Raw genomic sequence first — 26,952 nt, 5'->3', positions numbered from 1 at the left:
TCCGCCGGCTCCGTCGATCCCGCTCGGCCCGGTCCGGCCCGTGACGCACGACACGCCGACCTACCTCGGCCCGTCCTTCACCGCGCCGCCCGCCGCTCCGCCGCCCGCCGCCGCTCCGCCGCCCGCCGACGTGCCGCCGATCGCCGCCGCCCCGCCCGCCGGCGCACCGCCGCCCGTCGGGCCCGCCGTGCCGGCGACCCCCGAGAACCTCCGCCACCAGGCCGGCCCCGTCCCCGGCGACGCCACCCGCTACCTCTGCGCCGCCGCCTGGCTGGACCGGCGCTTCCGGGCCGAGCTGATCGGCGAACTCGTCGAGCAGTCCTTCCGCATCCCCGCCCCCTCGCCCGGCACCGACCTGGTCCGGGTGCTGCACGAGGCCCTCACCGCCCGCCGCTGGGAGGCCTGGACCGGCGCCGGCTGCCTGCTCGTGCTCGCCCTGGGCTTCCCGCTGTTCGGCGTCGCCGCCGGCACCACCGCCCTGCTGCTGGTCCTGCTGCTGAGCGTGCTCGGCGGCCTCGGCGCCGACCGGATGGACCACCGGCTCGGCCTGGAGGTCGAGCGGCTGGTGATCGCCCCGCGCTCCCCGCGCCGCACCGGCCGCGGCGCCGGCGTCCTCGCCGCCCTCGGCCAAGTCCTCGCCGTCGTCGTCCTGGTGGTGTTCCTCCTCGGCTACGGCCTGGAGGACCAGCTGGAGGACCTCGACCCGGAGCTGCTCGACGGCGCCTGGTACGCCGTCCTCGAACTGCTGCTGCTCTGGCTGGCCGCCGCCGTCCTCCGGTACCGGATCCGGCGCCGGCTGACCGCCTTCGGCCACGCCGGCGGCGCCCCCGCGCCGCCCCCGGAGCCGCACGGCGCCCGGGCCGCCTGGCTGTACGAGCGGCTGCGCGAGCAGCAGAGCGGGCCCGAGCTGCTCTACCGCCGGCAGGCGCCGCTGGTCGGCCTCGGCCGCGCCGGGCGCACCTGGCGGATGACCTTCGAGCTGCGCCCCTCCGGCGAACGGGCCGCCCAGGGGCGCGCGCCCGAACCGATCGACGCCACCGTGCTCTACCGCACGATCGCCCAGCGGGTCCGCGCGCTCGCCCAGGACCCGCGCTACCCCGAGGACCCGTTGCGCGGACTCTCCGTCACCGACCGGGTGTTCCGGCCCAGCCTGCGCGGCGACGACCCGGCGGGCTGGCTCGGCGCGATGTCCGGCCGGGCCGGCGACCAGGTGCTGCTCGAACCCGCCTGGGCCGACCTGCTGAGCCGCACCGGCCACGAGCGGCTGCGCCACTACCTGGCGGTCCGGGTCGGCTCCTGGCAGGAGGAGGTGGTGATCACCGTCCTGGTCCGCGCCACCACCCGCGGCGGACTGCTCTACCTGGAGTGGCTGCCCTACGTGCTGGAGCCGGTCGCGCAGGCCTACCACGTGGTCGACCTGCTCGGGCGGCGCTCCGGCCTCGCCCACGCGGCGAACGCGCTCGGCTGGGCCGCCCGCCGGCTCGGCGGGGACGTCGGGATCGCCGTCGGCCAGCTGGCGGCGGTCCGGACCTCGCGCAGCCGGGCGGCCCAACTGCGCCGCCGCTACCGCCACCTCACCCGGGCCGGCTACGCCGTCGACTACGCGCCCCGGCTCAGCGTGCGTGAACTCGGCGCCGGCGGCGAGTACCAGAACATCTTCCAGGCGCACGACGTCCAGCGGTTCCTCAACACCGTCGCCCAGCGGGTGTTCAGCGCGGTCGGTGACGAACTGCGGGCACGCGGCTACGACAGCGCGGCCTTCGAGGAGCAGGCCCAGAGCATCACCAACGTCAACAACGGAGGCGTCCAGGTGGTCAACTCCACCGTGCACGGCCCGGTCGCGGGCGGAGCCGGCGCGAACGTCAACCTGCCGAAGGGGAAGGCCTCATGACGGAGCAGCAGCCACCGGGCGGCAACCACAACGACGGCGGCGTCCAGGTGGTCGGCTCCACCGTGCGCGGCCATGTCGCCGGCGGCCGGGGCGCCACCGTCTCGATCGGCGCCGAGGCGGCCGGGCCCGCCGCCCCGGCCGGCCCCGAGCGGCTGCGGACGGCCGCCGAGGCGCTGCGCACCGAGCTCGCCCGGCTGCGGGCCGAACAGCCGGACGCCGTACCGGAGGAGGACGCCGCGGACGCCGACGCCGCGCTGGCCGGCATCCTCGACGAGACCGCCCTCGACGAGCCCCGCGAGGGGCCGCTGCGCCGCCGGGTCCGCGCGGCGGCCGACGCGCTGCGCGCGGTCGCGGTGCTCGCCGCGGCGGTGAGCGGTCTGGAGGCAGCCTTCGCCGCGCTGTTCGGGCAGAGCTGATGCCCTGACCGGCCGTCGGGCCCCGGGTTACGGTTACCATGCGCACCAAGGCGTCGCGCCCGCGGAGTTGACGCGGGCGGAGCGGCGGCGGGGTGCGGACGGAACGTCAATGGGGCTGTACGGAGGGTGGGCATGGCGCGCGCTGACCAGGTGTCGGGAGAGCGGACGGGCGGGCGGGGCGAGGACGGCTGGACGGGGGCCGACCTCCGGATGGACGTCCCGCACTCGGCGCGGGTGTACGACTACCTGATCGGCGGCAAGACCAACTTCGAGCCGGACCGGGCCGCCGCGCACGCCTCCGTGCGGGCCTGGCCGGCCCTGCCGACCTCGATGCGGACCACCCGCGGCTTCATGGAGCGGGTGGTCCGCCACCTCGCCGAACAGCACGGCGTGCGGCAGTTCCTGGACATCGGCGCGGGCATTCCCGCCTCCCCGAACGTGCACGAGATCGCCCAGGAGGTGGCGCCCGGGTCGCGGGTGGTGTACGTCGACAACGACCCGATCGTGCTGACCCACGCCCGGGCGCTGATGACCAGCCGGCCCGAGGGCCGCACCGCCTACCTGGACGCCGACCTGCGCGACGTCGACGCGATCCTGGGCGCGCCGCGGCTGCGCGAAGTCCTGGACCTGTCGCAGCCGGTGGCGCTCTCGCTGATCGCGATCGTGCACTTCGTGCTCGACGAGGACGACCCGCAGGGCATCGTGCGCCGGCTGATGGACCGGCTGGCGCCGGGCAGCTTCCTCGCCCTGACCGTCTTCACCGGCGACACCGACCCGGTCGGCGTCGGCGGCGTGGGCCGCGAGTACAACGCCCGGGGCATCCCGCTGCAGATCCGGGACCGCGCCGAGACGCTCGCCTTCTTCGACGGCTACGACCTGCTGGACCCGGGCGTCACCCTGGTCCACCACTGGCACCCGGAGCCCGGCGCCGCGCCGGTCCGCGACCGGGACATCGCGATGTACGGCGGCGTGGCCGTCAAGCGCTGACCGCCGGGCTCAGGACGTCCGCGGCTCGCCGGTGATCTCGGCCATCACCTCGTCGTAGCGCCGGAAGAACCGGGGGCCGGGTTCGGAGGCCCGCCGCTCGGCGCGGCGCAGCAGGCGCCAGCAGTCGGCGGTGAGTGCGCGGGCCTCGGCGCCGGGCCAGGGGCGGGGGAGGAGCTCGGGCGGGAGCAGCGGGTCGGGCGCGGTGGCACGGGTGAACCCGGCGGCCAGTTCGACGGCGATCGCCAGGTGCTCGACCCGGCTGGGCGCGCCGCCCGGGCCGGTGGCGGTCAGCCGGGCGAGGCGGTCGGCGGCGAGGGCGGCGAGCCGGCGGTGGCCCTCGGCGAGGTCGTCGAGCGGCCAGAGCCGGCGGGCCAGCGCGGCCGGGTCGTCGTCGCCGGCGATGCGCAGGTCGGTGGTGGTGAGCAGGGTGACGTTGTCCCGGACGCCGAGGCGGTCGGCCTCGGCCTCGACATAGGGCTCCCAGTCGTTGGCGCTGACGTAGACGCCGCCCTGGACGGCCGCGCCGCCGAGCCGGACCAGCGCTTCCCGCAGGGCGTCCCGGGCGGTACGGGCGGACTCGGGGACGGCGAAGGCGACCAGGTGCCAGCGGCCGTCCCACGGGGCGAGCCCGGCGTCCTGGGCGTACATGTGGCGGACGAACCCGACCTCGGGTTCCGCGGACCGCCGGGCGTGTTCGGTCTCCCGCAGCACGGCGCGCCGGCCCCGGCCCTCCTGGACGAGCAGGCCGTCGGCCGCCATCCGCTTGACGCACAGCCGCACCTGCTGGTCGGTCATGCCGAGCTCGCCCGCGACGGCGTACAGCTCGCCGGCGTCGATGGTGCCGTCCGCCCGGACCATGCCCTCGACCAGGGTCCGGGTGGGCACCTCGGCCCGTGCCTCCTCGGCCATCGCCGCCGCTCCTCCCGTGCTCTCCGTCTCCTCGGACGAGTGTAATGGCCGGAAACGATCGGTGTCCGAACGAGCGTTTCCGTCGTGGCGGCCCGGGCGACGGTTCGAATGGGGACCAATTGACCGGACCTGAACGGTTGGCGACAATCCCGGTCATCCCCTGACGCTTCGTCAGCCCGGCTTCTACGCTTCGGGCGATCCGGGTGGGCCGGGTGAGCCGAGCGGTCCCCCTGGGGCGCTCGAAGCGACCGCGCGCCGCCCGGCGAACCGACGACTCCGGAGATCCCGTTGACCACACACCCCTCTCCCCGCCGCCGCCGGCCGGCCCTCGCCGCCGTCGGCGCGGCCGTGGCCGCCCTGCTCGCCCAGCCCGCCGGTGCCGTGGCCGCCACGCCGCCGCCCACGGTGACGGCCACCATCGCCGTCGCGCCGTACCCGGCGGGCCTCGCCCTCGCGCCGGACGGCGGGCGGGCCTATGTGACCAGCCAGAGCGACGGCACCGTGACCGTGCTGTCCACCGCCACCGGCGCGGTCACCGGCACCTTCACCGCCGGCACCGGCTCGTACGCGCTCGCCCTCGCGCCCGACGGCGGCCGCGCCTACCTCACCCACCACCTCACCGGCACGGTCAGCGTGGTGGACACCGCGAGCGGCACGGTCACCGCCACCGTCCCGGCCGGCGACGGCGCCTTCGGAGTGGCGGTCGCCCCCGACGGCGCCCGCGCGTACGTGACCAACGCGGGCGCCGGCACGCTCAGCGTGCTCGACACCGCGAGCGGCACCGTCGCCGCCACCGTCCCGGTCGGCGCCGAGCCGCACGGCGTGGCCGTCGCCCCGGACGGCGGGCGGGTGTACGTGGCCGCCTCCGGCGCGCGGCGGATCGACGTGCTCGACACCGCCACCGGCAGAGTGAGCGCCTCGATACCCGTCGGCCACGGCGTCTTCGGCCTCGCCCTGGCCCCCGACGGCTCCCGGCTGTGGACCGGCAACGGCGGCGACTCCACCGTCAGCGTGGTGGACACCGCCACCCTGGCCGTGACCGCGACCGTCCAGGTCGGCGCCAACCCGTACGCGGTCGCCGTCGCCCCCGACGGCCGGACCGTCTACGCGAGCGACTACGCCGACGGCACGCTCAGCGTCATCGACGCCGCGAGCGGCACCGTCACCGCCACCGTCCCGGTCGGGGCGAGCCCCTTCACCCTGGCACTCACGCCCGACAGCCGGCGCGGCTACCTGGCCGACTTCGACGGCGGCGCGGTGCGGGTGCTCGCCTTCCCGCCGCCGCCGGCGCCGACGGCCGACCTCGCCGTCGCGCTCACCGCCTCCCCGGTGTCCGGCCTGCTCGGCGGACGGGTCGACTACACGCTCACCCTCACCAACCAGGGCCCCGGCGAGGCGACCGCCGCCACCGTCGCGGCCGCCCTGCCGACCGGGCTCACCGCGACCAGCCCGGACTGCGCCGTCTCCGCCGGCCGGCTGACCTGCGCGCTCACCGCCCCGCTGGCCGCCGGCGCGAGCACCACCCGCCACCTCACCCTCCAGGCGGGCCTGCTCGTCAACCTCGGCCGGACCTTCACCCTCACCACCGCCCGCACGGCCGGCGCCCCGGCCGACCCGGTGTCCGCCGACGACACGGCGAGCCGCACCTGCACGGTCGGGCTGCTGGCGATCAGCTGCGACTGAGCGTGGTTCAGGGCCCGGGGCCCGCCCCCGTCGCACCCCGGGGGCGGGCCCGCCCGCTCGCGCACGGTCCTGGACGGAACGATCAATCCGGACGTACAGTCCGCCCCATGACCAGGCTCCCCGACTTCCGGCTGGAGACGTACTTCTCCCGCTGGGAGTTCACCGCCCGCCACCACCTGACCGCCTCCGACGCGCAGACCATGGCGATGTCCGAGCTGCTCGCCCTGGCGGACCCCGAGGACCGGCGGGCCTGGGACACCCTCGCCCTCGGCTACACCGAGACCTTCGGCGACCCGGCCCTGCGGGAAGCGATCGCCGGCATGTACGAGCTGGCCGGCCCCGAGGACGTGATCTGCTTCGGCGGCGCCCAGGAGGGGCTCAACCTGGCCATGCAGGTGCTGCTCGGCCCCGACGACCACGCCGTCGTGCTCACACCCGGCTACCAGTCGGCCGAGACCGTCCCGCTCTCGCTCTGCGAGGTCACCGGCGTCGCCCTCGACCCCGCCCGCGACTGGGCCCTCGACCTCGACGAACTCACCGCCGCGCTGCGCCCCGACACCCGGGTGGTGTCCGTCAACTTCCCCAACAACCCCACCGGGAAGGTGATCGGGGCCGCCGACTTCGTCCGGCTGGCCGAACTCTGCGACGAGCGCGGCATCCACCTGTTCAGCGACGAGGTCTACCGCGGCCTGGAGCGCGACCCGGCGCGCGCCCTGCCACGCGCCGCGGACCTCTCCGCGCGCGCCCTCTCGCTCGACGTCACCTCCAAGTCGCTCGGCCTGCCGGGCCTCCGGATCGGCTGGATCGTCTGCCGCGACCGGGAACTGCGCGGCCGCCTGGAGCGCGCCAAGCACTACACCACCATCTGCAACGCCGCGCCGAGCGAGGTCCTCGCCCGGATCGCGGTCAAGGCCCGGGAGCGGATCCTGGCCCGCAACCGGGCGGTCATCGCGGCCAACCTGCCGCTCTTCGAGGAGTTCTTCGCCCGCTACGACGACCTCTTCGAGTGGCGCGCCCCGGACGGCGGCTGCGTCGCCTACCCGCGCTACCTCGGGGCGGACGGCGTCGAGGCCTTCTGCGCCGGGCTGGTCGAGGAGGCCGGCGTCCTGCTGCTGCCGGCCTCCGTCTTCCGCTCGGAGCTGACCCCGACGCCGGCCGACCGGTTCCGGATCGGCGTCGGCCGGCGCGACCCGGCGCCCGCGCTGGAGGCCTTCGCCTCCTGGCTGGACGGCCGCCGCCGCTGACCCGGCCACCGCTCCCTCAGGTCCCCGTCCCCGGACGGGGCGTCAGAACGGGTTGGTACAGGTGGTCACCCGCTGCGCCGCCTCCAGGACGGGGCCGGCGGTGGCGCACACCATCCTGAGGTCCTGGGTGACCACGCGCGGCGTCACGGCCGTCGCGGAGCCCCGGGTGACGGTGGTCGCGGAGGCGGCCGTCACCCACGGGCCGCCCCAGGCGCGCTGGGTGCGCACCTCGACCTGGACGACCGTCAACTGCTCCGGGTCGGCGGAGACCTGGGCCATGCCGACGACGCCCGCACCGTCGTTCTCCTGCCACACGCACGGGTGATTCAGCACCGCCGTGCACGCGACGGCGCCGGTCCCGGTCGTGGGGGTGGTCGCGGCGGTGGCCGTCACGGCCGCGGCCGGAAGGACCGTGGCCGCCGTGATCCCTGCCGCCGCCAGCATCAGAGCTGCGATCCGAGCGCGCATGATGTCAACCTCCTTGGAAAGAAAGGGAATCTCACTCTGTGGGATGAGTCTTGCACACATCCTGGACATGCCCTATGTGTGCTGCATCACACTCATGGTGACCGTTCAACTACGTACTGCGATCCCGCCGGTGACATCGCGGTTACCCTCAGGTGTCGGCCGGGCGGCGCGCCGGAGCGGAGCGGCACCGGCGGGCAACTCGCCCACGGTGGCGCGGCGTTCACTCGTCCGGGTGGCCTGCCGCTGCCGGGTGGTTCGGACGGCTACGATCGGGCCGACCCACGGAGGTGACCCGGATGGCCACGGTCATCGTGCAGTTGCCCGACCCCCGTCCGCAGACCCCGCCGGACCGCCGCTTCGCCCGACTGCCGCGGCCGCCGCGCGGCGCTCCGCCCACCCGCCCGTCCCTGCTGCACCTCGGGCCGGGCGACACCGCCGCGTTCGGGCGCGGCGAGCCCGGCCGCCCGCCCGCCGTGCCGATCCCCGACCCGGGCGTGTCGCGCCGCGCCGGCGAGATCACCGCCGCCGAGGACTACTGGCGGCTCTCCAACTTCAGCACCACCGCCACCTATGTCGTGGAGAACCTCGAAGGCGCCGGGGAGCACGTCAAGGTCGCGCCCGGCCGGCTCGGCGCGCCCGTCCCCTTCGAGATCTCCCGGGTGCTGCTGCCCGCTCACGGCGAACCTGCGGCGTTCAAGGTCTTCGCGCCGCAACACGCCTACCTGACCTGCGAGTCGGCCGCCTCGGCGGCCGCGGCCGATTCCGTCGGGGTGGACGGCGAGCGCACCGTCAGCCCGTTCGCCCTGGACCCGACCGCCAAGTACTTCCTCGTGCTGCTCGCGCTCTGCGAGCCGCGGCTGCGCTCGCCCTCCGCGGCGGTCGTCCCCGGCGCCACCGACGTGGTCGCGCGGCTGCGCGGCCTGCCGTCCTGCCGTGACCTCAGCCGCTCGGCGGTCAACTACCACATCGACTACCTGGTCGGCAGCAAGCTCCGGCTGCGCGACCCGGTGGAGGCGGGCGAGCCGGGCGGCAAGCGGGAGGAACTCGTCGCGCTGGCCCTGCGGTTCGACCTCGTCCGGGAGGAGCACCTGGCGCTGCTCCCGTCCCGGCCCGGCGGGTGACCCGGCAGCCGCACAGCCCCGGGCCGCCGGACGGCGGGGCGGACGGCGAGCCCGGGTTCGAGGTGCCGCCCGGCTACCCGGTCGCCGGGTACCGGGTGGGCGAGCGGATCGGCGCGGGCGCCTGGGGCAGCGTGCACGCCGCCCGGCGCGACCCGGCGGACCCCGGCGGCGACACGCCCGGCGCCGGGCCCCGCGAGGCGGCCGTCAAGTTCCTCCACCCCGGCCGGCTCAGCCCCGGCCAGCGCGACACCATGCTCCAGCTCGCCCGCCGCGAGCTGCGGTTCAGCCGCCGCGCCGACCACCCCCACCTGATCCGCACCCTCGCCGTGGTCGCCCTCGCCGACCCGGCCCGCCCCGCCCTGGACGGCGCGCTCGCCCTGGTGATGGAGCGTGCCGCGCGCAGCCTCCAGGACGTGCTGGCCGGCAGCCGGCCGCCGGAGCCCGTCCCGGACGCCGGCCGGATCCTCGCCGAGGTCGCCGCCGGGCTGCGCCACATGCACACCGCCGGCTGGGTGCACGGCGACCTCAAGCCCGCCAACGTCCTGCTCATGCCCGACGGCACCGCCAAGCTCGCCGACTTCGGCCTGACCGCCGAACTGGACGGCACCCACGCCTACGCCCCGCCGCTCGGCTCGCCCGACCACGTGCCGCCCGAGTGGTGGTCCCAGCGGACCGGCACCCACGGCGTGGCCCTGCGCCCGAGCGCGGACCTGTGGGCCTTCGGCGTGCTCGCCCATCAGCTGCTGACCGGCGGCCTGCACCCGTTCCTCGGCGCCACCGCCCGCGCCCGCTCGCTCGCCGCCCTGGCGTACGCGCGCGGCAGCGCGCCGCTGCGCCTGGACGCCGCGCTGCCCGAGCGGTGGCGACCGCTGGTCACCGCCTGCCTGGCGGCCGACCGGCGGCGGCGCGCGGAGGTGGACCTCGCGGCGCTGCTCGCCGACGCGCTCGGCGAAGGCCCGGCCGCCCGGCACCCGGCCCGGCACCCGGTCCGGCTGCGGCACCGGCGCACTGCCGTCGGCGTGACGGCGGGGCTCACCGGGGCGGCGGTCCTGCTCGCGCTCACCGGCGCGCCGGAGCCGGTCGTGTCCGGCGCGCCGGTCCTCGGCGGGTCGCTCCCCGGCGGCTCGGTCCCCGGCGGGTCGAGGCCGGCCGCGGCCGCGCGGGGCACGGTGCGGGTCGGCGCGATCCCGCCCGACGCCGACGTCCCGGCCGCGCTGCGCGGCCCGATCGACGACGCGGCCCGCCGCTGCCCCGAGCCCGAGGTCACCCCGGTGCTGCTGGCCGCGATGATCAAGACCGAGTCCCATTTCGACGTGGCCGCCGCCGACACCAGGAGCGGGGAGTACGGCGTGGCGATGTGGACGCCCACCGTCTTCAATGCCTGGGCGCAGGACGGCGACCACGACGGCGTCAAGGACTACATGGACCCCGACGACGCGATCGCCGCGATGGGCGGCTACGTCTGCTGGCTCGCCCAGCGCTTCAAGCAGCGCGGCTACCCCTCCGCCGAGCTGCCCGCCCTGGTGACGGCCGGCTACCGGACGAGCGACAAGACCGTGGCCGATGCCGGCGGCGTCCCCGATCGGGTGAAACCGCACGTCAGCAGGTTCCTCGCCTACCTCGCGGCGTACGGCGGGAGTACGGTGGCCGGGTCATGAGGTCGGCCACATCCGCCGCCTCCCCGGTGGCGTCGCCGCGGAACCTGTGCTTCCGGATGGGATGCTCGGCGGCATGTTCACCAAGCTCCGACCAGTCGTCTCGCAGTGGACCGTCGTCGTGCCCCTGCTGGCCTTCGCCGTCCTGGCCCTGACCTGGCACCGCGAACTCCCCGGCTGGGTGGTGGGCGTGGTGTCACTGTTCCTGGCGGGCGCGGTGCTCGCCGCCGTGCACCACGCGGAGGTGATCGCCCACAAGGTGGGGGAGCCGTTCGGTTCCCTGGTGCTGGCGGTCGCGGTGACGGTGATCGAGGTCGCGCTGATCGTGACCCTGATGGCCGACGGAGGCGACAAGGCGTCGACGCTCGCCCGGGACACCGTGTTCGCCGCCGTGATGATCACCTGCAACGGCATCCTCGGCCTGTCCATCGTGGTGGCGGCCAGCAAGCACCGGGTGGCGGTCTTCAACGCCGAGGGCACAGGCGCGGCGCTGGCCTGCATCGGCACCCTCGCCACCCTGAGCCTGGTCCTGCCGACCTTCACCACCACCTCGCCCGGCCCGCAGTTCTCGCCCGCCCAGCTGGCCTTCGCGGCCGCCGCCTCGCTGGTGCTGTACGGCCTGTTCGTGGCGACCCTGGCGGTCCGCCACCGGGAGTACTTCCTGCCGGTCACCGCGGAGGGCAAGGTGGTCGAGGAGGAGGACCACGCGGCGCCGCCGACCCGCCGGGCCACCCTCGTCAGCCTGGTCCTGCTCGGTGTGGCGCTGGTGTCGGTGGTCGGCCTGGCCAAGGGCGTCTCGCCGACCATCGAGTCGGCCGTCCAGTCGGCCGGGCTGCCGAACTCGGTGGTCGGTGTGGTGATCGCCCTGCTGGTCCTGCTGCCGGAGACCATCGCCGCCCTGCGCGCGGCCCGGCGCAACCGGGTGCAGACCAGCCTCAACCTGGCGCTCGGCTCGGCGCTGGCGAGCATCGGCCTGACCATCCCGGCCGTCGCCGTCGCCTCGTACTGGCTCTCCGGGCCGCTGGTGCTCGGCCTGGACTCCTCCCACCTGGTGCTGCTCACGCTGACCATCGTGGTCGGCACGCTGACGGTCATCCCGCGCCGGGCCACCCCGCTCCAGGGCGCGGTGCACCTGGCCATCCTGGCCGCCTACGTGGAACTGGCGATCACGCCCTGAGCGCACTCCGGTGAGCGCAGGGGCGGGCGGGACGGGCGAACGGGCCGGCGACCTCGGAAGGTCGCCGGCCCGTTGGCGTGCCCGGGCTCCGGAAGGATCAGGAGGAGCGGCGGCGGCGGGTGTAGACGACGGCGCCGGCGCCGCCGAGCAGCAGGACGGTGCCCGCGCCGGCCATCAGCAGGGTGCTGCCGTCGCTACCGGTGGACGCGAGGTCCTTGCCGACCGGGGCGGCACCGGCGATCGGGGTGGGCACGCTGACCTCGGCCGGCATGATCAGCGGGTTCTGCGGGTCGATCACGGTCCCGGGGGGCGCGGTGTGCACCGGGACGGTCGCGGTCGGCTTGGGGGCCTGGCCGCTCTGGGCCGGCGCGGGGGCCTGGCCGCTCGGCGTGGCGGAGGCCGACGGGCTCGCCGAACCGGTGGCGGACGGGGCCGGGGTGACGCTCGGGGTGCCCGAGGGGGTCGCGGACGGGGTGGTGCTCGGCGTGGGCGAGGGGACCCCGCTCGGCGAGACGGTCGGCACGACGGTCGGCGGAACAGTCGGCGGGACCGTCGGGTTCGGCGGCGTCGCGGTCGGGGTCGGCGTCTGCGTCGCGCTGGGGGTCACGCTCGGGGTCACCGTGGGCGTGGCACTGGGCGTCGTGCTCGGCGTCGTCGACGGGGTGGTGGTCGGCGTGCTGGTCGGCGTGGTGCTGGGAGTCGGCGGCGGCGGAACCGGGGTCGTCCTGGTCGGCGTCGGCGTCGGCGTCGGGGTGGCGCTCGGCGTCGGGGTGCCCCCGCAGGCCACCTTGAACACCTTCTGCTTTGGGTGGTTGGGCTTCGGCGGCGGGGTCGGCAGCTTGCCGTCCTTCAGCTCGATCGCCTCCCAGTACAGCTTGTACTGGCCGTCCGGCAGGTTGATGTCCTCGGTCCGGACGTGGCCCTTGCCGTCCACCGGGAGGTCGCCGTACACGACGGCGGTCTCCTTGTCGCCGTGCATCCGGGCGATGGTCCAGACGATGTCCTGGCCCGCGTCGAAGCCGAAGGAGTCCAGGTAGAAGGTGCAGACCTTGGGCTCGTTCTCCCGGGGCTCCTCGCCCGTCGAGGAGTCGTGGATCTTGACGGTGCCGTTGTTGCCCTTCGCGGCCTCGGCGGCGGGGGCGGCGAGCAGCAGAGCGGCGATGGTGGGAACGGCGACCAGGGATTTCGCCGCGGTGGAGTGAATGCGCATGGCTGTGTCCAACGGGGATCGGCGGTCCCGGGGGACCGCGCGGGAGGTGTGGGAGCCCTCGGCCGACGGCGGTCGGCGGACGAGACGCATCAAAATCCCGCAGCGGGTCCGGCCTCGCAAGGAGGGTTTGGCCGCATTGCGATGGAGCAGAGCCGATTGTCCGACAAGTCCACCGCAACGATTCGGTCACTCGGATGTGAGAGACCCGTGCGCCGGATCGGGTCGGCGGAGCCGGACGGGGCGCCCGATGCCCGCGTGTCGGGTTCGACGGGGCGTTCGCGGTCCATATCGTCTGTGTCCGCCGAATTCGCCGAGTCCGCCGCAGGACCGACACCGTGGGAGCGTCGCATGCCCGGCCCAGCACAGCAGTCGTCCACCCGCCCCGCCCAGCCGGACCCCGCCCGGGCTCCCGGCGGCGCCGACCCGGTCGGCGGCGTGGAGCCGTCCGCCGCCGCCGACGCGTCCGGCGACGGCGTGGCGGAGGCCGATGTGATCGTGGTCGGCGCGGGCCCGGCCGGCTCCACCGCCGCCTACCACCTGGCCCGCACCGGCCTGGACGTCCTCCTGCTGGAGAAGTCCGCCTTCCCGCGCGAGAAGGTCTGCGGCGACGGCCTGACCCCCCGCGCCGTGCGGCAGTTGATCGACCTCGGCATCGACGTCTCGGAATCCGCCGGCTGGCTGCACAACCGCGGCCTGCGGATCGTCGCGGGCGGACGCCGGGTGGAACTCGACTGGCCCGAGCTGTCGGCCTTCCCGGGCTTCGGACTGGTCCGCCGCCGCGCCGACTTCGACGAACTGCTCGCCCGCCGCGCCGCCGCGGCCGGCGCCCGGCTGGTGGAGCGGGCCAACGTCGCCGGCCCGGTGGTCGACGAGCGGACCGGCCGGATCACCGGGGTCACCGCCCGGCTCGGCGAGGAGCGCCGGCCCGTCACCTACCGCGCGCCCCTGGTGGTCGCCGCCGACGGCAACTCCACCCGGCTCTCCCTGGCGATGCGGCGCTACCGCCGCACCGACCGCGCGATGGGCGTCGCCTACCGCACCTACTTCACCACCCCGCGCCACGAGGACCGCTACCTGGAGGCCTGGCTCGACCTGCGCGATCCCACCGACCCGGCCCACCGCCTGCTGCCCGGCTACGCCTGGGTGTTCGGCATGGGCGACGGCACCGCCAACGTCGGCCTCGGCGTGGTCGACACCGGCGCGGTGCCCCACGAGGTGGACTGGCGCCAGCTGCTCCGCCGCTGGTGCGACGACCTGCCCGCCGAGTACGGCTACCACCCCGAGGCCGTCACCGAGCCGATCCGCGGCTCCGCCCTCCCGATGGGCCTCAACCGGCAACCCCACTACGCCGACGGCCTGTTGCTGGTCGGCGACGCCGGCGGCACGGTCAGCCCGGCCACCGGCGAGGGCATCGCCTACGCGATGGAGTCCGGCCGCTACGCCGCCGAGGCGATCGTCCAGGCCCTCGCCCGGCGCACCGACCGCGGCCGGGACCTGGCCCTGCGCGCCTACCCGCAGGCACTGCGCGCCGCCTACGACGGCTACTTCGCGCTCGGCCGGCTCGCCGCCGCGGCGCTGAGCCGCCCGCGCCTGGTGGGCGCCGCCGGCGCGGCCGGGCTGGGCAGCCCCGCCCTGCTGCGGGCGACCTTCCGGCTGATGGTCAACCTGACCGAGCCCAACTCCCGCGACGCCCTGGACCGCCTGCTGCACCTCGTCGGCCGCCTGGCCCCGAGCACCCGGGTCTGACCCCGGTCCCGGCCCCGGTCCCGGCCCTGACGGGCGTGCCCTAATCGCTGAACCAGGCACGCCCGTCGGCGGACAGGAACGCCCGCAGGACGAATCCGGCGAGGGCGATGCCGGTCAGGGCGGCGAAGGAGCCGGTGGCCACCAGCAGCGCGCCGACGGCGACCCACAGCGCCTCGATGACGGCCACCGTCGTCCTGGTCCAGCCGGCCCGGCGGGAGGCGAGGCCGGCACAGGTGCCGAGCAGCAGGGCGACCAGCACGGAGGCCATCGCGACGAAGCGCGCCAGCGCGACCTCGTCGCCCTGGTTCCGGCCGAGGGCCCCGAGCAGCAGGAGGCCCGAGCAGCCGCTGAGGCCGGCGTGGATCCACACGCACACCACCGCCCGCCGGACCGACGTCGGCATCTGCCGAGCGGCGCACTGGTCCGTCATCGCTGACCACCCCCGGTCGTCGAGCGGCCGTGGCCGGTGGCCGGGCCGTACCGGCGAGGATCGGGCCGGTCCGACGGGCTGTCAATGGAACTGATGCGTTGGTGCGGTGGCTCCGTCACGGTCCGCCGCTGGTTGCGGCGGCTGTGCGGGGTCCAAGGCTGGGGGCGTGACCCTCCAGTGTGCGCGCCCCCCGGTGTCCGGCGTGCGCGGTTGGCCGAATCCGGGGGATCCGGACCCGTTGCGGACCACGGTGGTTGACGATCAATCAGATGATCCGCTTGCCTGGTGCCGGACCGGGCACGGAGGGCGGCCGATCACGCTCCGGCCGCGCTTCACCACCCCACCACCCCACCACCTCACGACGGAGACAACGTGCGCCTTCGCCTGCTCGCCGTGCCGCTCGCCGCGGTCGTCGCCCTGCTCGCCCCGACCGCCCCGGCCCTCGCCGCCGGAACGGCCGCCACCCCGTCCGGCGAGTGCTCCACGGCGGACTTCCGCGGCGACCCCCGGCTCGGCCCCGCCGACCTGCCGACCACCGGCACGGTCGGCCGCGAGCTGGTCGGCTACCGGCGCACCGGCGGCCTCGACGAGGAGAAGTTCCTCGCCACCTACTACAGCCCCACCGGCAACAACGGCGGCCCGGGCTGGATCTACCCGCCCGCCGACGGCTACGTCACCCTGCCCGACGGCACCCCGGTCGAGTTCGAGATCACCCTCTACCCGAACCAGCGGATCGACCGCTACGGCAGCGAGTACGGCGCGTTCCTCGCCCCCGAGGGCCTGCCCTACGCCAATCGCTCGATCCCGCCGCAGAGTCTCGACAGCAACCCGGCCGCGAGCTGCAACTACCACGACTACCAGGTCCTGAAGCCCTTCAAGGTGCACGCCGGGCCGATCGCGCCCTGGTTCGGCCAGCCCGGCTACGGCCTGCAGTACCAGCTCGACGCCGCGCTCGTCCCGAACGGCCCGGCCCGGCTGAACGTGCTCTGGCTGGTCGACAACGGCTACCTCGCCCGGATCTGACGCCCCGGCGCGACGGCGGCCGCCGGGTTCCGGCTACCAGAGGCCGCCGTCGCGCCAGTCGCACTCCAGCTGCCCGTCGAGGTCCAGCGCCACCGTGCCCGGGAGCACGAACACCTCGCCCTCGTCGTCCGGAGTGAGCACCGGGCCGTAGGGCGTCAGCGCGACCGGCGGTCCGCGCACCACGACGTTCTCCACGCACGGGCACTCCGCCGAGCCCGTGCTCCCAGTCCTCCCCGGTCAGGTCGTCGGACTCCTCGACCAGCAGGGCGCGGGCGGCCTCCAGGGTCTCGTGGTCCAGGGCGGCGGTGCGGGCGGTGACGAGTTCGGCCGCGGCCCGGGCGTGGCACGCCGGGGCGGCCGCGCCGACCGGATTTCCGCCGGCGGCAATTCCGTTGCACGGCGGGAGGACCGGGAGATAGGAAGAGCGGATGAGCACCGCATCCATCACCCAGCCCACCTTCGTCCCGGCCACGCTCGACCTGGGCGACCTCCTGCTGCGCCCCTGGGGGCCGGAACTCGAGGTCAGGGGTGGTGCGGTGGCGAGCCTGGCCGCGGCTGCCGCCGACCCGGAGATCTCCCTCTGGAACCCGCTGCGCGCCGCCGACCCGGTACAGGCCCAGGCGTTCATCGACAAGTGGGCCGCCGGCTGGGAGAGCGGCACCCTCGCCTACTTCGCGATCCTGGACCCCGCCGGCGCCGACCTGCTCGGCACCGCCGCCCTGCGCTGGACCGACCGCGCCGACGGCCTCGCCATGGTCGGCTACTGGCTGCTGCCGGCCGCCCGCGGCCGGGGCGCCGTCACCCGGGCCACCCGCGCGATCACCCGCTGGGGCTTCGAGACCGCCGGAGCGCGGCGCATCGAACTCGCGCACGCCGTCGACAATCCCGCCTCCTGCCGGGTCGCCGAACGCTGCGGCTTCCCGCTCGAAGGCACCCTGCGGGCCTCCTACCGCTTCGGCGACGGCCGCTACCACGACGAGCACCTGCACGCCCGCCTGGCCACCGACCCCTGGACCGGCCAGTAGGGGCGCGCACCGGCCCCGGGCGGGGGGCGGGCTCCGGGGTGCGGGCCTAACCTGGAAGGGCGCGCCGGTGCGTGGTGCGGAACGGGAACGGTGGGCCATGACGGTCATCTCGGCGGCACTCTTCGGGGCCGATTGGCGTGCGACGCCATACGGTTCCGCCGAGCTTCCGCGCGAGTGCGCCGCCCGCGGCTGGACCGTGGTGCTGACCGCCCCCGGACCGGCCGGAGCCCCCGTGCTCACCGTGACCGACCCCGGCCGCGACCCGGTCCGGGCCGCGCTCGACCTGGTGGACGGCGAACCCGCGCACGCGGTCTTCGTCGCCGGCAGCGTGCCCGAGGTCAGGGCGGCGCGCCGGGCCGGGGTGGCCTGCGTCGCCGTGCTCGGCGCCGGCTCCACCGCCCCCGAACTGCGGGCCGCGGGCGCCGTCGAGGTGCACCGCGACCCCGCGGCCCTGTTGCGCGCGCTGGACGACAGCCTGCTCGCCCGCCCCCGGGCGTTCGGTGACCGCCGTCCGGCCGCTTCGACCGCCTCGGCGGGCCGGAGCGGTTAGCCCGCACCCCGCCGGGCACTCGCCCGGACGGGAGGACGACGTCACCGGAAGTGCCGGAGGTGACCGAGATGGACGGACCCGCGCTGAGCGGACGGGAGCGGCGGCTCCTGGCCGAGATCGAGGGTGAACTGCGCCGGGACACCCGGCTCGACCAGCGGTTGAGCACGATGGGAGCGAAACGGCCGAACCGGTTGGCGCGCGTCTTGTGCGGCCTCGGCCGCCTGGTGCCGGGCGGTGTGCTGATGACGGCGCTGGTGATGTCGGCGATCTGCCTCAGCGTCGCGGTGCGCAAGCCCACCGTGACCATGGCGATCGCCACGGCCGTGGTGTGGGTCGGCAGCATCGCGCTGGCGGCCGGGGTCTCGGCGGTGCTGCGCCGCCGGCGGCGCGGCCGGGTGGAAACGGCGGACGACCTGCTGGACGGCGGGTACCGCGAGCCGCGGACCCGCGGGTGGCCGGGGGAGCCCACGGACGGCGGCGGGCCCGGGGAGGAGCGCCGCGACCGTCAGGACCGCCGGGAGCGACGGCCCTGGGACCATCCGGAGATGTGATGACCACCGAACTGTGGGAGTACCGCCCGGGCTCCCACCACGCCGCGGACCTGACGCTGGTCGGCTATGACGTCGAGGCGACCGACGGTCCGCTCGGCCGCGTCGACCAGGACGCCGGGGACCACCTGCTGGTGGACACCAGGCCGTGGGTGCCGGGCGCCCCGGTCCTGGTGCCGGTCGGACTGGTCGCCCGGATCGACCACCTGGAGCTGGTCGTCCACCTCGACTGCCCGCGCGCCCGGGTGCGTTCGGCCCCGCCGCCGGCCGCGGTCGACCGGACGGGCGGCGGCGGGTTCGGCCGTGGCCGCTCCGATGCGCGCCGTACGGGCTGAAGCCGTGCGGGCCGGGCGGCGGACGGGGTGAGGCGGGTGAAGTTCGTCGCCCTCACCGGCCGCACGGTCGCCTTCCTGGTCGCGCCCGAGGGCGCCGAGCAGTCCGAACTGACCTCCACCTGGCAGGCCGTCGCCGAGGCGGGCGGCACACCGCGGCTGGTGTCCACCCGGCCCGGACGCGTCCAGGCGTTCCGGTACCTGGACCGGGCGGACACCTTCGCCGTCGACGACGTGGTCGGCGTGGCGCAGCCGACCGACTACGACGCGCTGGTCCTGCCGGGCGGCGTCGCCAACCCCGACATCCTGCGGCTGCACCGGACCGCCGTCGCCTTCGTCCACGAGCTGTCCGCCGCCGGCCGGCCGGTCGCGGTGATCTGCCACGGCGCGTGGACGCTGATCGAGGCGGACGCGGTGCGCGGCCGCACCCTCACCTCCTGGCCGAGCATCCGCACCGACCTGGTCAACGCGGGCGCCTACTGGGTCGACGAGCCGGTCCACGTCTGCCGGGACGGACCCGGGGTGCTGGTCTCCGGCCGGCGGCCGGCCGATCTGCCGGCCTTCACCGAGGCGCTGGTGACGGAGTTCGCGCACGCCCGCCCCGCCGAGGGCCCGCACCCGCCCTGGCCGGTCGCCCACGAGGCCGCCCCCTCCCGCCACACGGCGCCGGAGGAGGTCAGCCGAGGAAGCGGTGGACCGGCGCCAGGGTGACCGGCGGCCGGTCGCTGACGTCGACGGTGTGGACGTAGGTGACGGCGGCGCGCCGCTCGTCGGCCGGGTCGGAGAACCGGATCATCACATCCCGGCAATCGGAGCCGGCCCGGCAGTGCGGGCTCCTGGCGACGGTGATCGTCTCCAGCGTGTAGAGGCCGGGCGCGCCGGTGGGGTGCTCGGGCCCGCCGGGGACCAGCCCGGCCGAGAGCGGGCCCTCGCCGAGCAGCCCGCCGGTCAGGAAGGACTCCGTCGCGGCGTGGTTCAGTGCCCGCTCGGCGGCGCTCAGGCCCGCGTTGCGGAACTGGAAGTACACCTTGTCGAGCAGCGCGCGGACGTGCCCGGCCACCCGGCCGTGGTCGTCGGGCCGCGGATCGACGGCGTCCACGGCGGCGGCGAGGAGCGGGGTCTCGGCCCAGCACGCCAGCCCGAGCGTGCCCACCTGGACGACCGGGACGATCTCGCCGGAGAACAGCCGCGCGGTGCGCTCGGTGAGCCGGCCGGGCACCGTGAGCCGGCCGATCCGGCCCGGGTCCCCGGCCGGGAGCGACTGGCCGAGCAGCGCCTCGCGCAGCGCCCGGTGCACGGGGTGCACCGGCGGGGCGGCCGCGATCCGGCGCAGCAGCGCGAGCCGTTCCTCGTCGCTCCCGGCCGGCCCGGGGTCCGGGAGCGGGCCGGCCCAGTCCATCGCGACGGCGGGTTCGGCCTCCAGGGCGTAGACCGGGGTGCTGCCGACGGAGAGCGTCCAGGTCAGCGCGGAGGAGGCCCAGGGGCTGCGGACGAGGTGGTCGTACAGCTGCCGGACGTCCCCGGGATCCGGGGGCGGGCCGCCGGGGGCCGCCTCGGCGGCCAGCCGGCGGCGGAAGCCGTCGCGGCGGGCCTCGGAGCGGAAGTCGACGCCGATCCGGCCGACGGCGTGGACGGGCGCGCCGTCGCGGGGTTCGGGGGCGGGCGTGTGCTCCATGGTGCTGGGCTCCCTCGGCGTGCGGGACCGGTGGGCGGGTGCGGGTGGGCGGGCGCGGGTGGGCGGGACCGGTGGGCGGGCGCGGGCTCAGTCACCGCGCAGCCGGACGAAGAGCGCCGCCGGCGGCCGTCCGGTCACGGTCACCTCGGCGCGCAGCGGGGTGGTGAGCGGCCGGACGGAGCCGTACTGCGGATCGTGCACGGGCGCGCCGAGCCGTCCGGCCGCCGCCTCCGCCACCTGCCGGGACTGCGGCGGCGACAGCGGCGGCGAGGAGAGCAGCACCCGGCCGTCGTCCAGTTCCAGGACCACCGCCCTCGGCCGGGTGGGCGGCCCGGTGACGGCGCGCACGGTCGCGTCCACGGTGTCGCCGCGCCGGTACTTCACCCAGGCCCGCCCGGCGCCGCGGGCCCGGTACGGCGAGCCGGCCGCCTTGCAGACCAGCCCCTCCACCCCGGTGTCGGCGAGCTGTTCCATCCAGGCCACCGCCTCCGTCCGGTCGGTGGTCGCCAGGACCGCCTGGACCGGGGGCGGGACGTCGGCCAGCGCGGCCAGCAGCAGGCGCCGCCGGTCGGCCAGCGGCAGCCCCCGGACGTCCCGGCCGGGCAGCGCCAGCACGTCGAAGGCGACCAGCCCGAGCGCCACGTCGTCGGCGGCCCGGGCCTGGCGGGTCCGCAGCAGCTCCTCGAAGGCGAACCGCCCGCCGCGCCAGGCGACCAGCTCCGCGTCCAGCACCAGTCCGGCCGGCAGCCGGGCGACGGCGGCGGCGATCGGCGGGAACTCGGCGGTGAGGTCCCGCCCGGAGCGGGACTGCAGGAACGGCGGGCGCGCCGGCCCGCGGGCGAAGGCCACGCAGCGGAAGCCGTCCAGTTTCAGCTCGTAGACCACCCCGGAGCCGCCGAGGCCGTCCGTCGGCGGGACGGCGGGCACCGCGGCCGGGCGCATCACCTCCACCGGGGGCTCCAGGACCACCGAGTCACGGGAGGTGGGGCGGGATGCCGGCGGGGGCGCCTCGCGGGGCGTGCGGGACTCCGTGGCGGCGGGCAGCGGGCGGGCCCGCGCCGGATCGATGAGGGGCGCGAACAGGTCGCCGTGCGCCGCCAGCCGCTCCGGGACGTCGGCGATCGTGAACACCAGCTCCTCCGCCGACCGGGCCCCGTCCAGCTCCGTCCAGGACAGCGGCGCCGACACCGTCGGCCGCTGCTGCGCCCGCACGGTGTACGGCGCGGCGGTGGTCTTCTTCGCCGCGTTCTGCGACCAGTCGACCAGCACCCGGCCGGTGCGGCGGGCCTTCGCCATGGTGTGCACGACCAGGTCCGGGTGGGCCGTCTCCAGCTCGGCTGCCAGCTGCTTGGCGTAGGCGGAGACCCGGGCGCTCGGCGTCGGCTCCAGCGGCACCAGCAGGTGCAGGCCCTTGCCGCCGGAGGTCTTCACCCAGGCCTCCAGGCCGTCCGCCGCGAGCCGCTCGCGCAGCATCCCGGCCACCGTGCGGCAGGTGAGGACGGTCGCCCCCGCGCCCGGGTCGAGGTCCAGCACCAGCCGGTCCGCCAGCCCGGGCGCGGCGGCGTGCCACTGCGGCACGTGCAGCTCCAGGCAGCCCAGGTTCACCAGCGAGAGCAGGGCGGCGCCGTTCTCCAGCACCACCTGGCGCAGCTCGCCGCTGCTGCTCGGCACCTCCACCGTGCGCACCCAGCGGGGCGTTCCCGGGGGCGGGTTCTTGGCGATGAAGACCTCGGCCGCCACGCCGTCCGGGGTGCGCAGGAAGGACACCGGGCGGTCGTGCAGGTGGGGCAGCAGGGCGGTGTGGACGGCGGCGTAGTAGCGCAGCACCTCGCCCTTGAGGGTGCCGGTCTGCGGGTAGTACACCTTGTCCAGGTGCGAGAGCGCGAGGGTGCGCCCGTCGACCACCATCTGCGGCATCGCCGCCTCCGAGGCTGCGCGTGTCCCGGCCGGGCCGGGTCCGTCGCGGCCAGTCTGCCCGCGGCGGGGGTGGGGCGCGAGCGGTCACGGCCCGAGCAGGCCCAGGGCGGTGCGGAGCAGCACGCCGTCGGTGGCCGGCGCGCGTTCGGCCGCCACGCCGGAGCGGAACAGCGACGCGCCCTCGATCAGCATGACGAACACCCCGGCGCGGGCCCGCCGCTCGGCCTCCGGCAGCTCGGGACGGCGCCGGGCGAGGAACGCGGCCACCTGGTCGCGGTAGTCGTCGTAGAACCCGCGGACGGCGTCCGCCACCGCCGCCTCCCGGGCGGCCAGCGCCCACACCTCGGCGAACAGCCGCACCAGCCGGGCATCCTCCTGCTCGGCCAGCAGCGCCGCCACCACGGCCTCGGCGGTGTCGGCGGCGCCGGGGTCCTCGGGGGCGAGCAGCGGGGCCAGCCGCTCCGCCGACCGCCGCAGCACCCGCTCCAGCACGGCCGCCACCAGCGCGGCGTGGGTGGGGAAGTAGTACTGGAGATGGCCCAGCCGCACCCCGGCCGCCGCCGCCACGGCCCGCATCGTCAACTCCGCACCACCCCCGGCGACCAGCACCCCCTCCGCCGCATCCACCAACGCCTCCCGCCGCTCGGCCCCCTTCCGCCCCCGCCCCCGCGCCGGCCCCGCCCCGGCCCCCTCCGGCGCGGCGGGGTCCGGCTGTTCCGCCCCCTTCGGCCCGGGCGCCGGCGCCGGGGGCGTGCTGGGGTCCTCCGGCGCGGCGGGGCCCGTTCGCGCCGCCTCCGTTCGCCCGCGCGTCCGAGTGGGAGGCGTGCCGGGGACGGCGTCGGCGTGGTGCGCCGCCGCGTACGGCGGCGCCTCCCACCGCTCGGGTCCCTTCGGCTCGTGCATCGGGGAGGGGGATGCGCCGGGGTCTTCGGGCGCGGTGGGGGCGGCACGCTCCGCCCCCTTCGGCCCGGGCGCCGGCGCCGGGGGCGTGCTGGGGTCCTCCGGCGCGGCGGGGCCGGTCGGCTCAGCGCGCTTCTGTGCTGCGGGCGTCTCGGGGGTGGCCGGGGTGGGATCCGGCAGTTCCGCTCCCTTCCGCCCGCGTGCCCGCGCGGGGGATGCGCCCGGGGTGGACGGGGCGGCTGCCGGCCGGTCCGCCTCCTCCCGGCCGTGTGGCTGGGCCGGGGGTTCGGCGCCGGGGATGGGTGTGGTGCTCATGCGGCAGCATCCAAGCCTGTGGCGGGGCGGATGTCGACCGTGACGCCGAGGGCGGTGAGGGCGGGCAGGATCGTGGCGGGGCGGGGTGCCTGTTCCGGGAAGGAGACGCCGGCCGGGGCCGGGGCCGAGCCGTCGGTGCCGAGGGTGCGGCGCAGGGCGAGCAGCCCGCCGACGGCGGTGAGGTGGGCCTGGCCGGCGCGGTCCGCGACGACGGCGGACAGGGTGCGCCCGCCGTGCGTGACGTCGATCCGCAGCAGCGCGGTGCCGCCCTCGCCGGGGGAGTAGAGCAGGGCGCGGCGGGCGGACTGCCAGCGCTCGCCCCGGCCCCAGCGGAAGAACCCGGTGTGCTTGGCGGCCAGCAGGGCCCGGGTGCTGAGGCCGGAGCTGAAGCCGATCCGGGTGGTGGCGGTGCCGGTGCCGAGGGTCAGCGGCAGGGTGAACTGCTCGGGCGTGTCGATCCGGGCGACCCGGGTGGGGTGCTCGCCGATCCGCACGGTGCCGGCGTCGCTCAGCGGGGCGACCGTGCCGCGGCGGCCCTCGCGGATCACCTCGTAGTCCAGCCCCAGCCGGTCCATGAACTCGACGGAGTCCGCGCCGGCCCGGTCGGCGAGGTCCCAGCGGATCGCCGTCTCGACCCGGTCGGCCCCGCCGAGCCGCTCCGCCAGCGCGGCGGCGACCAGGCTGACGACCCCGCCCATCCAGGCGGAGGAGAGCAGCACCGGCGCGGCGGGGCGCAGCAGGGCGGCCACGGTGGCGGCCCGCTGGAGCCGGGCGGTCCAGCGGGTGACGTCCGCGTACGGCACCCCGCCGGCGGCGGCCGCCCGCAGCACCCGGTCGTCCGGGTCGTTGACCACGGCGACGACGGCCCGCACGGCCGCCGCGAACGGCGCCGGGTCGGCGAGGTCCCAGCGGCGGACGGCGGCGTGCGGGGCTCCGCCGAGCTCGCGGACGAGTGCCGCGCCCCGCTGCTCGGAGCGGCCGGTGAGCAGGACGGGGTGCTCGGCCGCCACCAGCCGGGCGAGTTCGGTGCCGACCGTCCCGTAGCCGCCGACCAGCAGGACCGGTCCCTGCGGGTCGTGGGTGAGGGCGTCGAGGGTGTCGAGGGTGTCGAGGGCGTCGGGTGCGAAGACAGCTTCCGGGGTGCTCATGGAGGAAAAAATAGGTCATCCGACCTAAAAATTCCGTCAAGGCGCCCGCCCGGTCACCAGGGCGTGGGCGTCCGCGACCAGGTCCTCGATCCGTTCCCAGTCGAGCGGCGCCACGTCGAGGCGCACGCCCACCCAGCCCCGGTGGCCGACGTACGGCGGGCGGAAGAACCGTTCCGGCTCCTCGGCGACCAGGAACTCCTGCGCGCCGGCCGCCGCCGGACACCAGAACGCGAGGCGGTCGTCGTGGTGGTGGTCGGCGAGCATCACGAACACCCGCGCCCGGCGGCCGGCGCTGGCGAACCAGGTCGGCTCGCCGTGGCTGACCCGCTCCGCCGCCTCGGGCAGGGCGAGGCAGACGGCCCGCAGCCGCTCCACGGCCCGCCGCGCCTCCACGGCCCGCCGCGCCTCCCGGGCCGCCGTGCCGGCGGGGCGCACGGCTCAGCCCGCCGGGGGCCGTGGCGCGCCCGGGTAGGTGCCGAAGTACCAGTGGTTGCCCTCCGGGTCGGCGGCGGCGAAGTCGCGCGAGCCGTAGTCGGTGTCATACGGCGCGGTGGTGATCCGGGCCCCGGCGGCGATGGCCCGCGCGTGCAGGGCGTCCGGGTCCGCCGTGACCACGTACGCGGTGAACGTCCCGGGGCCGCCCGGCCAGGGCTCGCCGCCCTCGGGTGTCGGGCGGTCGGAGCCCAGCATCACCCCGCCGCCCTCCGGCCAGGCCAGTTCCGCGTGGGCCACGAACCCGCCCTCGCCGTAGGCGACGACTTCCTGGAAGCCGAACGCCTCCGCCAGGAAGCGGATCAGTGCGCGGGCGTCGCGGGCGCGCAGACTCGGCCAGACCTGCGGCGCGGGCGTCGTGCCACGCTCCGCGCGGTCGGTGTCGGTGTCGGTGTCCATGGCGGGGTACCTCCTCCAGGTGGTGGCGGCCGTTCCCCGGACGGGCACCGGGCCGGACCGCCGTCATGCCCCCCACTCTGGCGCGGGCCCGCCGGCCCCGCCTTGAACGTTTCGGAACTTCGCCGCGTCCGGCCCCTCCTCGGCCAGCCAGGTACTCGGCGCGCACCCGGCCAGCGCGCGGAACTCGCGGGCCAGGTGGGCCTGGTCGGCGTAGCCGCAGCGCGCCGCGAGCTCCGCCAGCCGGGGCGCCGGGCCGGGCGCGGCCAGCAGCCGGCGGGCCCGGTCGAAGCGGATGACCCGGGCGGCGGCCTTCGGCGTGAGGCCGGTCTCCCGGCGGAACCGGTCCTGCAGGTGCCGTCCGCTCCACCCGGTCTCCCAGGCGAGCGCGGCCACCGGCAGGGCCCCGCCGCTGCGCCGCAGCGCGTTCCAGGCCTGCACCACCTCCGGCGGCACCTGGCCGGACGGGTGCGCGAGCCGCAGGAGCGCGCCGTCCAGCGCCGCGAACCGCTCCGGCCAGTCGCGGGCCTCCCGCAGCTCCTCCTGGAGACGGGCGGCCACCGTGCCGAGCACCGCCTCGGCCGGGACGTCCACGCCGGACAGCTCCCCGGCCGGCAGGCCGAACAAGGCCCGCGCCGCCAGCGGGTGGACGGCGAGCTGGATCCCGGACTGCCGCCCCCGGTGGCTGATTAGCGCCGGCGCCGTGTGCAGACCGCCGAGCAGGGTGGCGTACCGGCCGGGCGGCTGCGCCGGGTCGGGGTGGCCGGCCATGGTGAGCGGTTCGTCCAGGGTCAGGATGAAGGTCAGGTACGGCGACGGCAGGCCCCGGTGCAGGGCCGGCGGCAGGCCGCGCTGCCGGTAGCCCGAGTACCAGGCCACGTACGGGCGCAGCGCTGTCGCGGGCCGCACCCGCACCGCCTCGTCGACCAGGTCGCCCGGGGCCGTCGCCGCCGCGCCGGGCGCCTCGGTGAACTCCTCCGTCACGTCCCCAGTATCGGCCCGCACCGCGCTCCCGGCAGCGGCCCGCGGCCCGGGCCGGCGGTGACCGCGGGGGTAGCTCCGGGCGCGATGCGCTCGCGGACCGTCGGCGGCGTGCATAGCGTGGGAGGACCGGACCATCCGGTGCTCGGGGGGAGAACCCTGAGGAGGAGCCCCGTGACCACTGCCCGAGACATCATGCATCCCGGCGCCCAGTGCATCGGCGCCGACCAGAGCCTCGCCGACGCCGCCCGGATGATGCGCGACATGGGCGTCGGCGCCCTGCCGATCTGCGGCGACGACCAGAAACTGAAGGGCATCATCACCGACCGCGACATCATCGTGCGATGTATCGCGGAGGGGCGGGACCCGGCCGCCACGAAGGCCTCGGAGCTGGGCGGCCATCTGCACTGCGTCCGGGCCGGCGACGGCATCGACGCCGTGCTGCAGAAGATGGAGCAGCACCAGATCCGCCGCATCCCGGTGATCGACGGCGACCGGCTGGTCGGCATGATCAGCGAGGCCGACCTGGCAATGGGCCACCGCGAGGGCCAGCGCCTGACGGACCAGCAGATCGTCGACTTCATGGACAGCGTCTACATGAAGCGGTGACGCCACGGGCGGGCCCAGCAGCGGGTCCGACTTGGCGTGGATCGCCGCGTCGGTGAGGACCCGGGTCGTCTCCTGGAAGGAGGCGGCCGACAGCCAGGACTCGG

At 76.5% G+C, this 26,952-nt stretch carries 27 protein-coding genes and 2 pseudogenes; 16 read left to right on the top strand and 13 right to left on the bottom strand.

All coding sequences use genetic code 11. From position 1 onward, the window contains the following. Positions 1 to 40 precede the first annotated feature (40 nt). The 3 genes from ABTX81_RS37780 (at position 41) to ABTX81_RS37770 (ending at position 3,294) form a co-directional block, all read left to right on the top strand. Positions 41 to 1,891, top strand: a complete 1,851-nt coding sequence (locus ABTX81_RS37780; RefSeq protein ID WP_350555139.1) for an AbeC-like domain-containing protein — start codon at positions 41 to 43, stop codon at positions 1,889 to 1,891. Then, the gene (locus ABTX81_RS37775) at positions 1,888 to 2,307 is read left to right on the top strand and encodes a hypothetical protein (protein WP_350555137.1); all 420 of its coding nucleotides are present in this window, start codon (positions 1,888 to 1,890) and stop codon (positions 2,305 to 2,307) included. The genes ABTX81_RS37780 and ABTX81_RS37775 overlap by 4 nt, the downstream gene beginning before the upstream one ends. A 132-nt stretch (positions 2,308 to 2,439) precedes the next feature. Continuing rightward, complete coding sequence (locus ABTX81_RS37770; RefSeq protein WP_350555135.1) at positions 2,440 to 3,294, top strand: SAM-dependent methyltransferase; 855 nt, start codon at positions 2,440 to 2,442, stop codon at positions 3,292 to 3,294. Between the two features lie 9 nt (positions 3,295 to 3,303). Here ABTX81_RS37770 and ABTX81_RS37765 read toward each other — a convergent pair whose 3' ends face one another. Beyond that, entirely contained in the window at positions 3,304 to 4,203 is a 900-nt protein-coding gene (locus ABTX81_RS37765) for a PaaX family transcriptional regulator C-terminal domain-containing protein (protein WP_350555133.1), read from the bottom strand. A 288-nt stretch (positions 4,204 to 4,491) separates the two neighbouring features. On the opposite strand from ABTX81_RS37765, the gene ABTX81_RS37760 reads away from it, so the two are divergent. Both ABTX81_RS37760 and ABTX81_RS37755 read left to right on the top strand, forming a co-directional pair. Then, positions 4,492 to 5,886, top strand: coding sequence for a beta-propeller fold lactonase family protein (locus ABTX81_RS37760; RefSeq protein WP_350555131.1), 1,395 nt, complete (start codon positions 4,492 to 4,494; stop codon positions 5,884 to 5,886). A gap of 107 nt (positions 5,887 to 5,993) precedes the next feature. After that, positions 5,994 to 7,130 carry an aminotransferase class I/II-fold pyridoxal phosphate-dependent enzyme gene (locus ABTX81_RS37755; RefSeq protein WP_350555129.1) on the top strand — a complete coding sequence of 379 codons (1,137 nt, stop codon included), beginning with the start codon at positions 5,994 to 5,996 and terminating at the stop codon, positions 7,128 to 7,130. Positions 7,131 to 7,172: 42 nt separating this feature from the next. Here ABTX81_RS37755 and ABTX81_RS37750 read toward each other — a convergent pair whose 3' ends face one another. Next, positions 7,173 to 7,598 carry a hypothetical protein gene (locus tag ABTX81_RS37750; protein WP_350555127.1) on the bottom strand — a complete coding sequence of 142 codons (426 nt, stop codon included), beginning with the start codon at positions 7,596 to 7,598 and terminating at the stop codon, positions 7,173 to 7,175. A 296-nt stretch (positions 7,599 to 7,894) separates the two neighbouring features. On the opposite strand from ABTX81_RS37750, the gene ABTX81_RS37745 reads away from it, so the two are divergent. From ABTX81_RS37745 to ABTX81_RS37735, 3 genes are all read left to right on the top strand, one after another. Next, a complete protein-coding gene (locus ABTX81_RS37745) occupies positions 7,895 to 8,719 on the top strand; it encodes a serine/threonine protein kinase (RefSeq protein WP_350555125.1) in 825 nt (274 codons plus the stop codon). Next, complete coding sequence (locus tag ABTX81_RS37740; protein ID WP_350555123.1) at positions 8,716 to 10,377, top strand: serine/threonine-protein kinase; 1,662 nt, start codon at positions 8,716 to 8,718, stop codon at positions 10,375 to 10,377. The genes ABTX81_RS37745 and ABTX81_RS37740 overlap by 4 nt, the downstream gene beginning before the upstream one ends. Positions 10,378 to 10,450: 73 nt before the next feature. Beyond that, the gene (locus ABTX81_RS37735; RefSeq protein WP_350555121.1) at positions 10,451 to 11,551 is read left to right on the top strand and encodes a calcium:cation antiporter; all 1,101 of its coding nucleotides are present in this window, start codon (positions 10,451 to 10,453) and stop codon (positions 11,549 to 11,551) included. Positions 11,552 to 11,648: 97 nt separating this feature from the next. Here the strand turns inward: ABTX81_RS37735 and ABTX81_RS37730 are convergent, their stop codons facing one another. Continuing rightward, positions 11,649 to 12,761: an LAETG motif-containing sortase-dependent surface protein gene (locus tag ABTX81_RS37730; RefSeq protein ID WP_350555119.1), complete on the bottom strand. Its 1,113-nt coding sequence runs from the start codon at positions 12,759 to 12,761 to the stop codon at positions 11,649 to 11,651. Between the two features lie 348 nt (positions 12,762 to 13,109). Here ABTX81_RS37730 and ABTX81_RS37725 point away from each other — a divergent pair, with 348 nt between their 5' ends. Continuing rightward, positions 13,110 to 14,507, top strand: coding sequence for a geranylgeranyl reductase family protein (locus ABTX81_RS37725; protein WP_350555117.1), 1,398 nt, complete (start codon positions 13,110 to 13,112; stop codon positions 14,505 to 14,507). Positions 14,508 to 14,547: 40 nt separating this feature from the next. Here ABTX81_RS37725 and ABTX81_RS37720 read toward each other — a convergent pair whose 3' ends face one another. Further along, on the bottom strand, positions 14,548 to 14,910 hold the full coding sequence (locus ABTX81_RS37720) for a hypothetical protein (RefSeq protein WP_350555115.1): 363 nt from the start codon (positions 14,908 to 14,910) through the stop codon (positions 14,548 to 14,550). A 399-nt stretch (positions 14,911 to 15,309) separates the two neighbouring features. On the opposite strand from ABTX81_RS37720, the gene ABTX81_RS37715 reads away from it, so the two are divergent. Then, on the top strand, positions 15,310 to 15,960 hold the full coding sequence (locus ABTX81_RS37715; RefSeq protein WP_350555113.1) for a TNT domain-containing protein: 651 nt from the start codon (positions 15,310 to 15,312) through the stop codon (positions 15,958 to 15,960). Positions 15,961 to 15,993: 33 nt separating this feature from the next. Here the strand turns inward: ABTX81_RS37715 and ABTX81_RS37710 are convergent, their stop codons facing one another. After that, positions 15,994 to 16,155, bottom strand: coding sequence for a hypothetical protein (locus tag ABTX81_RS37710; RefSeq protein ID WP_350555111.1), 162 nt, complete (start codon positions 16,153 to 16,155; stop codon positions 15,994 to 15,996). Between the two features lie 233 nt (positions 16,156 to 16,388). Between ABTX81_RS37710 and ABTX81_RS37705 the strand changes: the two genes are divergently transcribed. The 5 genes and pseudogenes from ABTX81_RS37705 to ABTX81_RS37685 form a co-directional block, all read left to right on the top strand. Continuing rightward, positions 16,389 to 16,985 (top strand): GNAT family N-acetyltransferase, encoded by a 597-nt coding sequence (locus ABTX81_RS37705; protein WP_350555109.1) that lies wholly within the window; start codon positions 16,389 to 16,391, stop codon positions 16,983 to 16,985. Positions 16,986 to 17,082: 97 nt separating this feature from the next. Continuing rightward, positions 17,083 to 17,535 (top strand): HAD family hydrolase, encoded by a 453-nt coding sequence (locus tag ABTX81_RS37700; RefSeq protein WP_350555107.1) that lies wholly within the window; start codon positions 17,083 to 17,085, stop codon positions 17,533 to 17,535. Between the two features lie 68 nt (positions 17,536 to 17,603). Then, positions 17,604 to 18,086, top strand: a complete 483-nt coding sequence (locus tag ABTX81_RS37695) for a DUF3040 domain-containing protein (protein ID WP_350555105.1) — start codon at positions 17,604 to 17,606, stop codon at positions 18,084 to 18,086. After that, positions 18,086 to 18,418 (top strand): PRC-barrel domain containing protein, encoded by a 333-nt coding sequence (locus tag ABTX81_RS37690; RefSeq protein ID WP_350555103.1) that lies wholly within the window; start codon positions 18,086 to 18,088, stop codon positions 18,416 to 18,418. Before ABTX81_RS37695 ends, ABTX81_RS37690 begins: the two co-directional genes overlap by 1 nt. A 36-nt stretch (positions 18,419 to 18,454) precedes the next feature. Then, a pseudogene (locus tag ABTX81_RS37685) lies at positions 18,455 to 19,009 on the top strand (type 1 glutamine amidotransferase domain-containing protein); the annotation flags it as partial. Between the two features lie 82 nt (positions 19,010 to 19,091). Here the strand turns inward: ABTX81_RS37685 and ABTX81_RS37680 are convergent. The 8 genes and pseudogenes from ABTX81_RS37680 to ABTX81_RS37645 all read right to left on the bottom strand — a co-directional run bounded on the left by ABTX81_RS37680 (position 19,092) and on the right by ABTX81_RS37645 (position 26,242). After that, complete coding sequence (locus ABTX81_RS37680) at positions 19,092 to 20,090, bottom strand: cyanobactin maturation protease PatG family protein (RefSeq protein WP_350555101.1); 999 nt, start codon at positions 20,088 to 20,090, stop codon at positions 19,092 to 19,094. Positions 20,091 to 20,177: 87 nt separating this feature from the next. Continuing rightward, on the bottom strand, positions 20,178 to 21,032 hold the full coding sequence (locus tag ABTX81_RS37675; RefSeq protein WP_350555166.1) for an ATP-dependent DNA ligase: 855 nt from the start codon (positions 21,030 to 21,032) through the stop codon (positions 20,178 to 20,180). 93 nt (positions 21,033 to 21,125) lie between these two features. Continuing rightward, positions 21,126 to 22,007 (bottom strand): annotated as a pseudogene (ligD, locus tag ABTX81_RS37670) (non-homologous end-joining DNA ligase); the annotation flags it as partial. An 84-nt stretch (positions 22,008 to 22,091) separates the two neighbouring features. Continuing rightward, positions 22,092 to 22,634: a TetR family transcriptional regulator gene (locus tag ABTX81_RS37665; protein WP_350555099.1), complete on the bottom strand. Its 543-nt coding sequence runs from the start codon at positions 22,632 to 22,634 to the stop codon at positions 22,092 to 22,094. Between the two features lie 584 nt (positions 22,635 to 23,218). Then, entirely contained in the window at positions 23,219 to 24,370 is a 1,152-nt protein-coding gene (locus tag ABTX81_RS37660; protein WP_350555097.1) for a saccharopine dehydrogenase family protein, read from the bottom strand. Positions 24,371 to 24,406: 36 nt separating this feature from the next. Beyond that, positions 24,407 to 24,763: an MmcQ/YjbR family DNA-binding protein gene (locus ABTX81_RS37655; protein ID WP_350555094.1), complete on the bottom strand. Its 357-nt coding sequence runs from the start codon at positions 24,761 to 24,763 to the stop codon at positions 24,407 to 24,409. Positions 24,764 to 24,808: 45 nt separating this feature from the next. Next, a complete protein-coding gene (locus ABTX81_RS37650; protein ID WP_350555091.1) occupies positions 24,809 to 25,261 on the bottom strand; it encodes a VOC family protein in 453 nt (150 codons plus the stop codon). Positions 25,262 to 25,324: 63 nt separating this feature from the next. Beyond that, positions 25,325 to 26,242 carry a helix-turn-helix domain-containing protein gene (locus ABTX81_RS37645; RefSeq protein WP_350555089.1) on the bottom strand — a complete coding sequence of 306 codons (918 nt, stop codon included), beginning with the start codon at positions 26,240 to 26,242 and terminating at the stop codon, positions 25,325 to 25,327. Positions 26,243 to 26,413: 171 nt separating this feature from the next. Between ABTX81_RS37645 and ABTX81_RS37640 the strand changes: the two genes are divergently transcribed. Next, a complete protein-coding gene (locus tag ABTX81_RS37640; RefSeq protein ID WP_350555087.1) occupies positions 26,414 to 26,848 on the top strand; it encodes a CBS domain-containing protein in 435 nt (144 codons plus the stop codon). Positions 26,849 to 26,952: the final 104 nt, after the last annotated feature.

Origin of the sequence: Kitasatospora sp. NPDC097605 (assembly GCF_040302725.1) — a bacterium.
Taxonomy (GTDB): Bacteria; Actinomycetota; Actinomycetes; order Streptomycetales; family Streptomycetaceae; genus Kitasatospora.
Note: the sequence above shows the minus strand (reverse complement) of the source record. Positions and strands in the feature narration are given on the sequence as shown.

Excerpts from the sequence above, each read along its gene's own strand:
- ABTX81_RS37775 (WP_350555137.1), top strand. The coding sequence starts at position 1,888 with ATGACGGAGCAGCAGCCACCGGGCGGCAACCACAACGACGGCGGCGTC.
- ABTX81_RS37770 (WP_350555135.1), top strand. The coding sequence starts at position 2,440 with ATGGCGCGCGCTGACCAGGTGTCGGGAGAGCGGACGGGCGGGCGGGGC.
- ABTX81_RS37765 (WP_350555133.1), bottom strand. The coding sequence starts at position 4,203 with ATGGCCGAGGAGGCACGGGCCGAGGTGCCCACCCGGACCCTGGTCGAG.
- ABTX81_RS37755 (WP_350555129.1), top strand. The coding sequence starts at position 5,994 with ATGACCAGGCTCCCCGACTTCCGGCTGGAGACGTACTTCTCCCGCTGG.
- ABTX81_RS37750 (WP_350555127.1), bottom strand. The coding sequence starts at position 7,598 with ATGCGCGCTCGGATCGCAGCTCTGATGCTGGCGGCGGCAGGGATCACG.
- ABTX81_RS37745 (WP_350555125.1), top strand. The coding sequence starts at position 7,895 with ATGGCCACGGTCATCGTGCAGTTGCCCGACCCCCGTCCGCAGACCCCG.
- ABTX81_RS37735 (WP_350555121.1), top strand. The coding sequence starts at position 10,451 with ATGTTCACCAAGCTCCGACCAGTCGTCTCGCAGTGGACCGTCGTCGTG.
- ABTX81_RS37730 (WP_350555119.1), bottom strand. The coding sequence starts at position 12,761 with ATGCGCATTCACTCCACCGCGGCGAAATCCCTGGTCGCCGTTCCCACC.
- ABTX81_RS37725 (WP_350555117.1), top strand. The coding sequence starts at position 13,110 with ATGCCCGGCCCAGCACAGCAGTCGTCCACCCGCCCCGCCCAGCCGGAC.
- ABTX81_RS37720 (WP_350555115.1), bottom strand. The coding sequence starts at position 14,910 with ATGCCGACGTCGGTCCGGCGGGCGGTGGTGTGCGTGTGGATCCACGCC.
- ABTX81_RS37705 (WP_350555109.1), top strand. The coding sequence starts at position 16,389 with ATGAGCACCGCATCCATCACCCAGCCCACCTTCGTCCCGGCCACGCTC.
- ABTX81_RS37700 (WP_350555107.1), top strand. The coding sequence starts at position 17,083 with ATGACGGTCATCTCGGCGGCACTCTTCGGGGCCGATTGGCGTGCGACG.
- ABTX81_RS37695 (WP_350555105.1), top strand. The coding sequence starts at position 17,604 with ATGGACGGACCCGCGCTGAGCGGACGGGAGCGGCGGCTCCTGGCCGAG.
- ABTX81_RS37690 (WP_350555103.1), top strand. The coding sequence starts at position 18,086 with ATGACCACCGAACTGTGGGAGTACCGCCCGGGCTCCCACCACGCCGCG.
- ABTX81_RS37680 (WP_350555101.1), bottom strand. The coding sequence starts at position 20,090 with ATGGAGCACACGCCCGCCCCCGAACCCCGCGACGGCGCGCCCGTCCAC.
- ABTX81_RS37675 (WP_350555166.1), bottom strand. The coding sequence starts at position 21,032 with ATGCGCCCGGCCGCGGTGCCCGCCGTCCCGCCGACGGACGGCCTCGGC.
- ABTX81_RS37660 (WP_350555097.1), bottom strand. The coding sequence starts at position 24,370 with ATGAGCACCCCGGAAGCTGTCTTCGCACCCGACGCCCTCGACACCCTC.
- ABTX81_RS37650 (WP_350555091.1), bottom strand. The coding sequence starts at position 25,261 with ATGGACACCGACACCGACACCGACCGCGCGGAGCGTGGCACGACGCCC.